Genomic DNA, 12,605 nt, shown 5'->3' on the forward strand with positions numbered 1-12,605 from the left:
GGCCCCCCCCGCACCACGAGTCGCCGCACCCGTCTGCACCGTAGGGACCGGGAGCCTGGGCCGGGCAGGGGCGACGGAGACGGCGTTGCCGTCACGGCCCACGGCGTTGCCGTACGTGAGCGGGTCGCGCGCATAACGTGACCACCACCCAGCACGTCATCGGGGCATCACCCCGCGAGGAGCAGTCGCATGTCCAGCGAGTTCTTCCTTCCCGACCCGGAGGGTCAGGTCCCCACCGCCGAGGGGTACTTCGGCGCCTACGGCGGCAAGTTCATCCCGGAGGCCCTCGTCGCCGCCGTGGACGAGGTCGCCGTCGAGTACGACAAGGCCAAGGCCGACCCCGAGTTCGCGCGCGAGCTCAACGACCTGATGGTCAACTACACCGGCCGCCCGAGCGCCCTCACCGAGGTCCCCCGGTTCGCCGAACACGCGGGTGGCGCCCGGGTCTTCCTCAAGCGCGAGGACCTCAACCACACCGGCTCGCACAAGATCAACAACGTGCTCGGCCAGGCCCTGCTCACCAAGCGCATGGGCAAGACCCGGGTCATCGCCGAGACCGGCGCCGGCCAGCACGGCGTCGCCACCGCCACCGCCTGCGCCCTCTTCGGGCTCGAATGCACCATCTACATGGGCGAGATCGACACCCAGCGCCAGGCGCTGAACGTCGCCCGGATGCGCATGCTCGGCGCCGAGGTCATCCCGGTGAAGTCCGGCAGCCGCACCCTCAAGGACGCCATCAACGAGGCGTTCCGGGACTGGGTCGCCAACGTCGACCGGACGCACTACCTGTTCGGGACCGTCGCGGGGCCGCACCCCTTCCCCGCCATGGTCCGCGACTTCCACCGCGTCATCGGCGTCGAGGCCCGCCGCCAGATCCTGGAGCGCGCCGGCCGCCTCCCCGACGCGGCCGTCGCCTGTGTCGGCGGCGGATCCAACGCCATCGGGCTCTTCCACGCCTTCATCCCGGACGCCGACGTGCGCCTCATCGGCTGCGAGCCGGCCGGCCACGGCGTCGAGACCGGCGAGCACGCGGCCACCCTCACCGCGGGCGAGCCCGGCATCCTGCACGGCTCGCGGTCGTACGTCCTCCAGGACGACGAGGGCCAGATCACCGAGCCGTACTCGATCTCGGCCGGTCTCGACTACCCGGGCATCGGCCCGGAGCACGCGTACCTCAAGGACACCGGACGCGGCGAGTACCGCGCCGTCACCGACGAGGCGGCCATGCAGGCCCTGCGGCTGCTCTCCCGTACCGAGGGCATCATCCCGGCCATCGAGTCCGCGCACGCGCTCGCAGGGGCGCTGGAGATCGGCAAGGAGCTGGGCCCCGAGGGGCTGCTCCTCGTCAACCTCTCCGGGCGCGGCGACAAGGACATGGACACGGCGGCCCGCTACTTCGGGCTGTACGACGGTACCGAGGGGGACGCGAAGTGACCGGGAACATCCAGCTGCTCAGTGACACCCTGGCGAAGGCCAAGGCCGAGAACCGGGCCGCACTCATCGCGTACCTTCCGGCCGGATTCCCGACCGTGGACGGCGGCATCGAGGCGGTCAAGGCCGTCTTCGAGGGCGGCGCCGACATCGTCGAGGTCGGTCTCCCGCACAGCGACCCGGTCCTCGACGGACCCGTCATCCAGACCGCCGACGACATCGCCCTGCGGGGCGGCGTCCGGATCGCCGACGTGATGCGGACGGTACGGGAGGCCTTCGCGGCCACCGGGAAGCCCGTCCTGGTCATGACGTACTGGAACCCCATCGACCGCTACGGCGTCGAGCGGTTCACCGAGGAGCTGGCCGCGGCCGGCGGCGCCGGCTGCATCCTGCCGGACCTGCCGGTCCAGGAGTCCACCCAGTGGCGTGAGCACGCCGAGAAGCACGGTCTCGCGACCGTCTTCGTCGTCGCCCCCAGCAGCAAGGACGAGCGGCTCGCGACCATCACCGCCGCCGGCTCCGGCTTCGTCTACGCCGCCTCGCTCATGGGCGTCACCGGCACCCGGGAGTCCGTCGGCGCCGAGGCGGCCGACCTCGTCCGCCGCACCCGTGCCACCGCCGACCTGCCGGTCTGCGTCGGGCTCGGCGTCTCCAACGCCGAGCAGGCCAAGGAGGTCGCCGGCTTCGCCGACGGCGTCATCGTCGGCTCCGCGTTCGTCAAGCGGATGCTCGACGCCGACGGCGAGGCCGCCGGACTCGCCGCAGTAAAGGAACTGGCGGCCGAACTCGCCGAGGGTGTCCGTCGAGTTTCGTAGCCCGTTCGGGTGGATCTGTGACCGGGGAGGCGCGTCCGCGCCTCCCCGGTTCGTTGCTCCGGGCGTGAGCAAGAAGAACAGTGACGGTAACGGTAATCGGAGTGCGCGGGAGCGCCTCCAGGAGCAGCGCGAGCGCGAGAAGGCCCGCGACAAGCAGCGGCGCCTCCTGATCGTGTCGGCCGCGGTCGTCGGCGTCCTCGGCCTGGCCGCGGTCGTCGGGGTGATCGCCGCAAACACCGGGGGCAAGGACGGCGGCTCGGACAAGGCGGGCCCGGTCGTCGCCCCGACCGGCGCGGTCGAGGGGGACAAGCCCTCGATCCCCACCGGGAAGTCGGACGCCCCGTCGACACTCGCGATCTGGGAGGACTTCCGCTGCCCCGCGTGCGCCTCCTTCGAGAACGCGTTCCGGGACACCATCCACGAGCTGGAGGCCTCCGGCGCGCTCAAGGCGGAGTACCACCTCGCCACCCTCATCGACCGGAACATGGGCGGCAAGGGCTCGCTGCGCGCGGCGAACGCGGCGGCGTGCGCGCAGGACGCCGGGAAGTTCACGGCGTACCACGACACGCTGTACATCAACCAGCCGCCGGAGACGGACGACGCCTTCGGGGACAACGCCAAGCTGATCGAGCTCGCGGCGAAGGTGCCCGGCCTCGACACACCGGACTTCCGCAGCTGCGTCGAGGACGGCACGCACGACAGCTGGGTCGGGAAGTCGAACGAGGCCTTCGAGAAGGGCAACTTCCAGGGCACCCCGTCGGTGCTCCTGAACGGAGAATCGATCTTCCCGCAGAAGGGGAGCGAGCAGATCTCCCCGGAGAACCTGAAGAAGTGGGTCGCCGAGGCCAACAAGGGCAAGAAGGCGGGCACGGCCTCGCCGTCGGCGGGCTGACGCCCCCGGGAGCGGCCGGGAGTGGCCGGTAGCGGCCGGGAGGGGCCGATCCCCTTTCGTACGATCCTCTTAGTTACCCAGACGTTGCCGGGTGGGCTGCCGTGACGCCCGCCCGGCAAGGTAGCGTCGGTCCTGCCATGGACCTTGCCTACATTCCCAGCCCGTCGACCGGTGTCCTCCACCTCGGACCGGTTCCGCTGCGCGCCTACGCCTTCTGCATCATCCTCGGTGTCTTCGTCGCCGTCTGGTACGGCAACAAGCGCTGGATCGCCCGGGGCGGCAAAGCCGGCACCGTGGCCGACATCGCCGTCTGGGCGGTGCCCTTCGGTCTCGTCGGCGGCCGGCTCTACCACGTCATCACCGATTACCAGCTGTACTTCAGCGAGGGTGAGAACTGGGTAGACGCCTTCAAGATCTGGGAGGGCGGCCTCGGCATCTGGGGCGCCATCGCGTTCGGCGCGGTCGGCGCCTGGATCGGCTGCCGCCGACGCGGCATCCCGCTTCCCGCGTACGCGGACGCCATCGCGCCCGGCATCGCCTTCGCCCAGGCCATCGGACGCTGGGGCAACTGGTTCAACCAGGAGCTGTACGGCAGGCCGACCGATCTGCCCTGGGGCCTGGAGATCTCCGCCGGAGCCAACCGCGAGGCGGGCGTCTACCACCCGACCTTCCTGTACGAGTCGCTGTGGTGCATCGGCGTCGCGCTCCTGGTCATCTGGGCCGACCGTCGCTTCAAGCTCGGACACGGCCGGGCCTTCGCGCTGTACGTCGCCGCGTACTGCACGGGCCGGGCGTGGATCGAGTACATGCGGGTCGACGAGGCGCACCACGTGCTCGGCCTCCGGCTGAACGTCTGGACCGCGATCGTCGTCTTCGTCCTGGCCGTCGCGTACATCGTGATCTCGTCGCGGCTCCGTCCGGGGCGCGAGGAGGTCGTGGAGCCGGAGCGGGGCAAGCCGGTCGGCGGTGGCAAGGAGTCGGCCGAGGCCGAAACCGACGGGGAGTCCGACAGCGAGGCCGGCAGCGGGTCCGACACGGACGCCGAGACCGGGGACGGTACCGCTCTTCGCAAGGGCTCCGAGGACGCGCCCGTCGACGCGCCCGCGAACGGTGCGGAGTCCGCAGCCAAGGGCTGACGCACGTACGTCGTGCAATCGCGTACAGGGCCGCCGGGACCGAAAGGTTCCGGCGGCCCTGTCGTTTCAGGGTGCTCAGGCGCTCAGGTGCTCAGGCGGCTCGCGCCGCCAGGGTGAGGACGCGGCGGGCGCCCTCGACGACCGCCGCGTCGACGAAGCGGCCGTCCGGGAGCGCGAGGGCGCCCTCCTCCACCTCGGCGGCCTTCACGACCTCCTCGGCCGCCGCCACCTCGTCGGGGGTCGGGAGGTAGGCCTGCTCGATCACCGGGAGCTGGCGCGGGTGGATCGCCGCCCGGCCGAGGAAACCGAGGGCGCGGCCCCGGGCGCAGCCGGCCGCCAAGGCGTCCAGGTCGCGGATGTCGGGGTGGACCGACTGGGTCGGTGGGGGCAGGGCCGCCGCGCGGGCGGCGACGACGAGCCGGCCGCGCGACCAGTCGAGGCCGCTGTCGTCGCGTACCCCCAGATCGGCGCGGAGGTCCGCCTCGCCGAGGGCGATGCCGTGGACGGCGGGATGGGCGGTGGCGAGGGCGTACGCGCGCTCGACGGCGAGGGCGTTCTCCAGGAGCGGGAAGAGCGGGAGGCCCGGGGCGAGCTCCGCGATCCGGTGGATGTCAGTGGCGTGTGTCACCTTGGGAACACGGAGACCGCGGAGGCCGGGGAGGGGGGCCAGGGTGGGGATGTCGCATGGGGCGTGGATGCGGACATGGATCGGTACGGAGTGGGGGTCGGAGAGCAGATCGGCCGTGGCGGCGAGCGCGTACGCCTTGCGGTCCGGGGCCACCGCGTCCTCCAGATCGACGATCACCACGTCCGCGCCGGAGACCAGGGCCTTCTGGACGACGGCGGGGCGGTCCCCGGGGGCGTACAGCCAGGTGAGGGGGAAGGGCGTCGTCCTCATACGGCTCCTTCGCCGCGCAGGGCGCCGATCTCGGCGGGGGTGAGGCCGAGCTCGGTGAGGACCTCGGCCGTGTCCGCGCCGTGCGGGCGGCCCGCCCAGCGGATCGCGCCGGGGGTCTCGGAGAGCCGGAAGAGGACGTTCTGCATCCGGATCGGGCCGAGCTCGGGGTCGGGGACCTCGGTGACGGTGTTCAGGGCGGCGAACTGCGGGTCGGCCATCACGTCCCGGACGTCGTAGACGGGCGCGATCGCCGCCTCGGCCTTCTCGAACGCGGCCATCGCCTCGTCCCGGGTGTGGCGGGCGATCCAGGAGCCGACGGCCTCGTCGAGGACGTCCGCGTGGGCGGCCCGGCCCGCGCCGTCGGCGAACCACGGCTCGTCGATCAGCTCGGGGCGGCCGACGAGCCGCAGGACGCGTTCGGCGATCGACTGGGCCGAGGTGGAGACGGCGACCCAGGAGTCGTCGGCCGTGCGGTACGTGTTGCGGGGGGCGTTGTTGCGGGAGCGGTTGCCGGTGCGGGGCTGGACGTAGCCGAGCTGGTCGTACCAGAGGGGGTGGGGGCCGATGACGGAGAGCATCGGTTCGATGATGGCCATGTCGACGACCTGGCCGCGGTCGGTGGTCGTCCTGGCGGTGAGCGCGGTCATCACCGCGTACGCCGTGGCCAGGGCGGCGATCGAGTCGGCCAGGCCGAAGGGGGGAAGGGTGGGCGGTCCTTCGGGTTCGCCGGTGATGGCGGCGAAGCCGCTCATCGCCTCGGCCAGGGTGCCGAAGCCGGGCCGGTGGGAGTACGGGCCGAACTGGCCGAAGCCGGTGACCCGGGCCAGGACGAGGCGGGGGTTGACGGTGGAGAGTTCCTCCCAGCCCAGACCCCAGCGTTCCAGGGTGCCGGGGCGGAAGTTCTCCACGATCACGTCGGCGTCGGCGGCCATTCGCAGGAGGGTGTCCCGGCCGCCGGGGGTGGAGAGATCGAGGGTGACGGTCCGCTTGTTGCGGCCGAGGACCTTCCACCACAGACCGACGCCGTCCTTGGCCGGGCCGTGGCCCCGGGACGGGTCGGGCTTGCGGGGGTGCTCGATCTTGATCACGTCGGCGCCGAAGTCGCCGAGCATCATCGCCGCGAGCGGCCCGGCGAAGAGGGTGGCGAGATCGAGGACGCGCAGCCCATGGAGGGGAGGGAGCGCGGTCGGTTCCCCGGGGGCCGTGGTCCGTTCGTCGGAGGGTGTCATACGGCGTCGACCTCCCGGCCGGTGAGGGAGTCGTGGGCCTCGTCGATCTCGGAGCGGTACGGCATCGAGGACGAGGCGCCCGCGCGCTGGACGGAGAGCGCGGCGGCGGTCGAGGCCCAGGCCATCGCCTCCCGGACCGGGCGGCCCTCGCCGAGGGCGACGGCGAGCGCGCCGACGAACGTGTCGCCCGCGGCGGTGGTGTCCACGGCGCGGACCCGGGGGGCGGCGACCGTGAACGGCTCGCGGCCCCGGGCCGCGTACAGGCTGCCGGACGCGCCCAGGGTGACGACCACCTCGGGGACGTGGGCGAGGAGGGCGGTCGCGGCGGCGTGCGGGTCGGCGATGCCGGTGAGCGCGGCGGCCTCGTGCTCGTTGGGAACCAAGAGGTCGGTGGCGGCGAGGAGTTCGGGGGGAAGCTGCTGGGCCGGGGCGGGGGTGAGGACGGTACGGACGCCGAGGCGGCGGGCGGTGACGGCGCCCTCCGTGACGGCGGAGAGGGGGAGTTCGAGCTGGAGGAGCAGGGCGTCGGCGGTGGCGATCAGGGCCTCGTCGCCGTGGTCGAGGGTGGTGACGGTGCCGTTGGCGCCGGGGACGACGACGATCGCGTTGCCGCCCTCGTCGTCGACGACGATGTGCGCCGTGCCGGAGGGACCTTCGGCGGCGCGCAGCAGGTCGGTGTCGACGCCGGAGCTGTCGAGGGCGGCGCGGAGGCGTGCGCCGAACTCGTCGGTGCCGACCGCGCCGATCATCGAGACGTCGGCACCGGCCCGGGCGGCGGCGACGGCCTGGTTGGCGCCCTTGCCGCCGGGGATCGTACGGAACTCCCGTCCGGTGACGGTCTCTCCGCGTGCGGGGGCCCGGGGCACGAAGGCGACGAGGTCCATGTTGGTGCTGCCGAGCACCACGATGCTGGTCATGGGCGTACTGCCTCCTGATACGTCAGTTCGGCGAGGGTGTCGAAGCCGATGCCGTCGAAGGACGGGATCGAGGTGGCGAGCCGGTTCTTGAGGGGGGAGGTCCAGCGCTCGGGCAGCCGGTCGGGGTGGCCGGCGAGGAGACCGGCGACGGAACCGGCGGTGGCGCCGTTGGAGTCGGTGTCCCAGCCGCCGGAGACCGCGGCGCAGATGGTGCGCGAGAAGTCGCCGTCGCCGTGGGTGAGGGCGGCGGCGAGGAGGGCGGCGTTGGGGACGGCATGGACCCAGTGATACCCGCCGAGGGTGGCGTGCAGCCGGTCCACGACGGCGTCGAAGTCGGGGGTGGTGTGGGCGGCTTCGATGCCGAGGCGGACGGCGACGGCGAGCCGGGAGCGGGGCGGGACGACGGAGAGCCCGGCGGCGAGGGCCTGGTGGACGTCGGCGGTGCCGGTGGCGGCGGTGGCGATCGTCGCGGCGACGAACCGGGCGCCGTAGAGGCCGTTGGCGGTGTGGGTGAGCGCGGCGTCCCGGTGGGCCTGCTCGGCGGCGGCCCCGGGGTCGCCGGGGTGCGTCCAGCCGTGGATGTCGGCGCGGATCAGGGCGCCGATCCACTCGCGGAAGGGGTTGCGGTGGGTGGCGGTCAGCGGGGGTTCGATGCCGTCGAGGAGGTTGCGGTAGGCGATGCGCTCGGCGGTGAAGGTGCGGCCGGCGGGGAGTTCGTCGAGCCAGAGGCGGGCGACGTCGGCGGTGGTGAAGTCGCGGCCGTACCGCTGGAGGAGGAGCAGGTTGAGGAGGGGGTAGTTGAGGTCGTCGTCCTCGGGCATGCCGTCGATGTTCTCGGCGAGGGAGGTGGCGGCGGAGCGACGGTTCCAGGGGTGGGCGGCGAGGAGGTGCGGGGGGACGCCGCGCTCGGTGAACCAGGTGGTGAGGGGCCAGTTGCCGGCGGCGCGGGCGAGTGCGCGGATGGCGGGGAGGGGGAGCTTCTCGACGGGCTTTCCGAGAAGACACCCCACGGCCCGCCCCAGCCAGGCGGCGTGCAGCCGGTCGCGGAGGGGGTGGTCTTCCCCCACCCCGCCCCTCCCCGAAACCCTGACGGGACCGGGGGCTCCGCCCCCGACCCCCCGATACCGCGACGCTTCGCGCGCGGGGGGCTGTGCGGGTTCGGGGGTGGGGCGCGACGCTTCGCGCGCGGGGGGCTGTGCGGGTTCGGGGGTGGGGCGCGACGCTTCGCGCGCGGGGGTGGCGGGGGGTGCGATGCCGGGGGTGGGGCGCGGCGCTTCGCGCGCGGGGGGCTGAGGGGTTTCGGGGGTGGGCCGCGGCGCTTCGCGCGCGGGGGTGGCAGGGGGTGCGATGCCGGGAGCGGGCCGCGGCGCTTCGCGCGCGGGAGGTTGAGGGGTTTCGGGGGTGGGGCGCGGCGCCTCGTGCGCGGGGGGCTGGGGGGTTTCGGGGGTGGGGGCGTGGGGGGCAGGGACGGGGAGGGTGGCCAGTTCGGTGAGGAGGGTGTCGGCCAGGGGGCGGAGGTCCGGGCGGGGGGTGGGGGAGGCGCCGGCCGTGAGTGGGGGTGGGGGGCCGCCCGCCGCTTTCCAGCGGGCGGCGATCTCGGTGGCGTCGCGGCCGTCCTCCGCCGCCTGGCGGAGCTCGTGGCCGACGAGGTCCTCAGGCTGCACCCAGGTGACGCGCAGGTTCATCGGACGGTCGCGTTCGTCAGGGCCGCGTTCGTCAAGGTCGCGTACGCCGCCTCGTGGGCCCGGCGGCGGGCCGTGTCACGGGCGAAGACCTCGTGCGCGACCGCCGTCAGCGCCCGCGCCGGAGCGTGCAGGTCCAGGCGGCTCGCCTCGGCGACCTGCTTCGCCCAGGCGGAGGGGACCGCCTGCTCGCCGCCGAGCGCGCCCACGATCGCTCCCGCCATCGTCGCGATCGAGTCGCAGTCACGGCCGTAGTTGACCGCGCCCAGGACCGTATGCCGGTAGTCGCCCGCGCCGACCAGCAGCATCCCGAGGGCGAGAGGGAGTTCCTCGATCGCGTGGAGGCGCGAAGGGCGCCGCGCGCCCAGGCCCGGCGCGCGATAGTCCGCGCCCACCGTGTCGAACGGGGCCACCGCCTTGCGGAGCGGGACGAGCGCCGACTCGAAGTCCGTGTACCGGGACGCCACTTCGCACACCGACTCGATCGCCGCCCGTGTCCCGTCCTTCGCGAGGGAGAGCGCCGTGCTCACCACCGACCCCGGCGTCGCGCCCGGCGCGCACGCCGCCGACACCGCCGCCGCAAACACCCCCGCCGCCTCCCGGCCGTAGGACGACTGGTGGGGGGCCGCGACGTCGAGCGCCTCCGCGTACGCCGCCTCCGGGTTCGCCGCGTTCACCAGACCGACCGGCGCCATGTACATCGCCGCACCGCAGTTGACGATGTTTCCGCCGCCCGCCTCGCGCGGGTCGACATGGGCGTAGTGGAGCCGCGCCACCAGCCACTTCTCCGCGAGGAAGATCCGCTGGAGGGGGAGGGCCTCCGCCTCGAGTTCCGGGATCCAGACAGGGGTGGAGATCAGGTCGGGGACGAGGTGGTCCGCCACCGCGTACGCGTCGAGGTGGTCGCGGACCTTCTCGTACACCCTGATCAGCGCGTGGGTCATCAAGGTGTCGTCGGTGACGTGCCCGTCGCCCTTGTGGTACGGCGCGATGGGGCGGGCCGTGCGCCAGGCCTCGCCGTTCCAGGGGCCGACGATGCCCGTGACGCGGCCGCCGTGGCGTTCGACGATCTGGTCGGGGGTGTAGCCCTCGACGGGGCCGCCGAGGGCGTCGCCCACGGCGGCCCCGATCAGGCTTCCGGTGATGCGGTCATCGAGTGGGGGTGTGGGTGTCATGTCGGAATTGTCTACCCCTGGCGGTCAGTTCCGTGGCTGCGAGGAGCCCGGCGAGTTCGACCAGATCCGTGCCCGCGAGGCGGGGGAGCGCGCAGCCGGCGAGCGTGCGGCAGGCGTCCCGCCAGGTCGCGGGGATGGAGTCGGCGCCGCCGAGCGCGCCGGTGAGCGCGCCCGCCAGCGCCGGGGCGGAGTCCGCGACGCGCGAGAGGCAGGCGGCGGCGGGTACGGCCCCCGACGCCTCGCCGCGCGCGGCGAGGGCGAGCGCCAGGGCCACGGGTACGGTCTCGGCGGCGGCGATGCCGTAGCTGTAGACGTGGTCGACGATCTGGTGCTCCAGGAGGGGGACGAGTTCGAAGGCGCTCGTCGCGTCCTGGGCCATCTTGACGGCCTGTTGGGCGTTGCGGCCGATCTCGGTGGCGGGCGGCAGTTGGGCGAGGGCCGCCTCCACGGCCTCGTCGACGGACGCCCCGCCGAGCGCCGCGGCGATCGCCGCCGCCGTCGCTCGGGCGCCGTGCACGCCGTCGCCGTCCTGGGTGTACCGGGCGTCGAACTCGGCGAGTTCGGCGGCGGCGGCCGGGTCCCCGGGGTGGACGAGGGCGAGGACGGCCGCCCGTACGCAGGCGGCGTCGTCGAAGTAGTGCGGGTTGTCGTGGCCGGTCGCGGGTGGGCGGAGGCCGGTGGCGAGATTGCCGAGCCCGGCGCGTACGGAGATCCGCGCGCGGAGCGGGAGGACGGCGGATTCGACCTCGGGGGCGCGGTCGGAGGCGGCGGCGACCTGGCTCGCGAGGGAGTTCCAGGAGAGGTCGACGGCGGCGCGGAGGCGGCGCTCCGGGGGGAGGGTCGCGAAGAGGGGGCCGGCGGCGGCGAGGACCGCCTCGGCGGTGAAGACCGCCCATTCGGCGTCGTCGGAGGGGCCGAGGCGCAGCGGCTCGGGGGGTTGGTTGAGGGCGATGGGGACGGGGAGGGTGGTGGTGGCGTTCTGTTCGGCGAAGGTGTCCAGTTCGCGGGTGAGGCGGCGGGTCCATTCGGGCATGCGGGCGGCGCGGTGTCGGGCCGCCGGCCAGCCGGCCGCGTCGCCCGCGGCGAGGCCGAGGAGGAGGCCCTCGATCTTGGCGAGGGCGGGCCCCTCGGGGGCGGGGGTGGAACGACCGCCCACGGCGGCGGTGGGCGGTGTGGCCGAGCCGTAGGTGCGGTGGGTGGGGTCCGTGGTTGTCATGCCGTCTCCTCCTCGTCCGTCGTCAGCAGGTCCGCGATGTCCAGGACGTGGTAGCCGCGCATCGACGGGAGGCAGCTGCCGGTCACCGGGGCGATGGCCGTCGCCCACTCCTCCGGGATCGCCGAGACGCCGGCGGCCGCGCCCGCGAGGGCGCCCGCCACCGCGGCCGTGGTGTCGGCGTCGCGGCCCATGTTGACCGCCGTCAGGACTGCCGTACGGAAGTCTCCGCGCGCCGCCGCGAACGCGCCGAAGGCGAGGCCCACCGCCTCGGGGGCCAGGTCCGTCCAGGGGTAGCCGCCGATGACGACCGCCGAGCGGACCGTCCGTTCGCGGAGCAGGGCGTCGGGCTCCACCCGCTGGGCCGCGACCACCGCGCGGCGCATCGAGCGGGCCGTCCAGGAGTCCATCGGGACCACCGAGAGCGCCGCCGCGATGACCGAGGTCACCGACGCGCCGCCCATCGCCGCCGCGACGCCCGCCGCCACCGCCTGGCCGCCGTAGATGCCCTCGCCGTCGTGGCTGACGCTGCCGTCGATGGCCACGAGCCGGGCCGCCTCCGACGGGCGGCCCGCCGCGAAGACCCCGAAGGGCGCGGCCCGCATCGCCAGGCCGTCCGACCACGCGTGCCGGTGCTGGGCGGAGATGGGGGCCGCGAGGCCCCGGCGGAGGTTCTCCAGGGTGCCCCGCTCGCTGAAGCCCGCGCCCCGGAACGGGCCCTCGTCCAGGTCCGCGATCCAGTGGTGCCAGGCCCGTTCCACGTGCTGGACCGTCAGCGCCGAGCCGTGCCGGGCGAGCAGCAGCCCGGAGAAGATCGCGTACTCCGTGTCGTCCGTCCCGGCCGGACTGTCCGTCACGAAGCCCTCGATCCGGCCCCATCGGCGGCGGATCTCCGAAGGGCGCATGTTCTCGGCGGGGGCGCCGAGCGCGTCACCGACCGCGAGGCCGAGGAGCGCGCCCCTCGCGCGCTCGCGCGTGTCGCATGCCGTCGTTCCCGTCTCGCTCACCATCTCGCACCCCTTTCGCGGTTCCTGGATCTGTGCCACGTCGGGGATCCGATGACGTCGAAGAAACGTCTCTGTCACCCGGCTGACACCTCGCCAGAAGAGCAAGGTCAGCCTTAGTAAGTACGGCCTGCCTTGCTGGCGCGCCCCTTACATCGCGCGTATTTTCGAGGGTGTTGGGGGCGGCGGGTGCGACCCGGCCCGCCGGAGGAA

Annotated in this window: 11 protein-coding genes; 4 read left to right on the forward strand and 7 right to left on the reverse strand. The window is 73.8% G+C overall.

Annotation, left to right across the window (positions count from 1 at the left end; all coding sequences use genetic code 11):
- Nucleotides 1–189 precede the first annotated feature (189 nt).
- The 4 genes from trpB (at nucleotide 190) to lgt (ending at nucleotide 4,274) form a co-directional block, all read left to right on the forward strand.
- Nucleotides 190–1,434: a tryptophan synthase subunit beta gene (gene trpB, locus ACGFYP_RS24995; protein ID WP_361967694.1), complete on the forward strand. Its 1,245-nt coding sequence runs from the start codon at nucleotides 190–192 to the stop codon at nucleotides 1,432–1,434.
- The gene (gene trpA / locus ACGFYP_RS25000) at nucleotides 1,431–2,246 is read left to right on the forward strand and encodes a tryptophan synthase subunit alpha (protein WP_393497569.1); all 816 of its coding nucleotides are present in this window, start codon (nucleotides 1,431–1,433) and stop codon (nucleotides 2,244–2,246) included. The genes trpB and trpA overlap by 4 nt, the downstream gene beginning before the upstream one ends.
- A gap of 64 nt (nucleotides 2,247–2,310) precedes the next feature.
- Entirely contained in the window at nucleotides 2,311–3,138 is an 828-nt protein-coding gene (locus ACGFYP_RS25005) for a thioredoxin domain-containing protein (protein ID WP_361967698.1), read from the forward strand.
- 137 nt (nucleotides 3,139–3,275) lie between these two features.
- Nucleotides 3,276–4,274 (forward strand): prolipoprotein diacylglyceryl transferase, encoded by a 999-nt coding sequence (lgt, locus tag ACGFYP_RS25010; protein WP_393497573.1) that lies wholly within the window; start codon nucleotides 3,276–3,278, stop codon nucleotides 4,272–4,274.
- Between the two features lie 91 nt (nucleotides 4,275–4,365).
- On the opposite strand, the gene ACGFYP_RS25015 is transcribed toward lgt, so the two are convergent.
- From ACGFYP_RS25015 to ACGFYP_RS25045, 7 genes are read right to left on the reverse strand one after another with little or no spacing between them, the layout of a single operon-like run.
- Complete coding sequence (locus ACGFYP_RS25015; protein WP_393497576.1) at nucleotides 4,366–5,172, reverse strand: HpcH/HpaI aldolase/citrate lyase family protein; 807 nt, start codon at nucleotides 5,170–5,172, stop codon at nucleotides 4,366–4,368.
- The gene (locus tag ACGFYP_RS25020; protein WP_393497579.1) at nucleotides 5,169–6,401 is read right to left on the reverse strand and encodes a CaiB/BaiF CoA transferase family protein; all 1,233 of its coding nucleotides are present in this window, start codon (nucleotides 6,399–6,401) and stop codon (nucleotides 5,169–5,171) included. The genes ACGFYP_RS25015 and ACGFYP_RS25020 overlap by 4 nt, the downstream gene beginning before the upstream one ends.
- Nucleotides 6,398–7,318, reverse strand: coding sequence for a ribokinase (gene rbsK, locus ACGFYP_RS25025; RefSeq protein WP_393497582.1), 921 nt, complete (start codon nucleotides 7,316–7,318; stop codon nucleotides 6,398–6,400). Before rbsK ends, ACGFYP_RS25020 begins: the two co-directional genes overlap by 4 nt.
- On the reverse strand, nucleotides 7,315–9,003 hold the full coding sequence (locus ACGFYP_RS25030) for an ADP-ribosylglycohydrolase family protein (protein ID WP_393497585.1): 1,689 nt from the start codon (nucleotides 9,001–9,003) through the stop codon (nucleotides 7,315–7,317). Before ACGFYP_RS25030 ends, rbsK begins: the two co-directional genes overlap by 4 nt.
- Nucleotides 9,000–10,175, reverse strand: a complete 1,176-nt coding sequence (locus ACGFYP_RS25035; RefSeq protein WP_393497588.1) for an ADP-ribosylglycohydrolase family protein — start codon at nucleotides 10,173–10,175, stop codon at nucleotides 9,000–9,002. The genes ACGFYP_RS25030 and ACGFYP_RS25035 overlap by 4 nt, the downstream gene beginning before the upstream one ends.
- The gene (locus tag ACGFYP_RS25040) at nucleotides 10,150–11,391 is read right to left on the reverse strand and encodes an ADP-ribosylglycohydrolase family protein (RefSeq protein WP_393497591.1); all 1,242 of its coding nucleotides are present in this window, start codon (nucleotides 11,389–11,391) and stop codon (nucleotides 10,150–10,152) included. Before ACGFYP_RS25040 ends, ACGFYP_RS25035 begins: the two co-directional genes overlap by 26 nt.
- The gene (locus ACGFYP_RS25045; RefSeq protein ID WP_361967713.1) at nucleotides 11,388–12,398 is read right to left on the reverse strand and encodes an ADP-ribosylglycohydrolase family protein; all 1,011 of its coding nucleotides are present in this window, start codon (nucleotides 12,396–12,398) and stop codon (nucleotides 11,388–11,390) included. The genes ACGFYP_RS25040 and ACGFYP_RS25045 overlap by 4 nt, the downstream gene beginning before the upstream one ends.
- Between the last annotated feature and the right edge of the window lie 207 nt (nucleotides 12,399–12,605).

It is taken from the genome of Streptomyces sp. NPDC048370 (assembly GCF_043200825.1).
Lineage (GTDB): Bacteria > Actinomycetota > Actinomycetes > Streptomycetales > Streptomycetaceae > Streptomyces.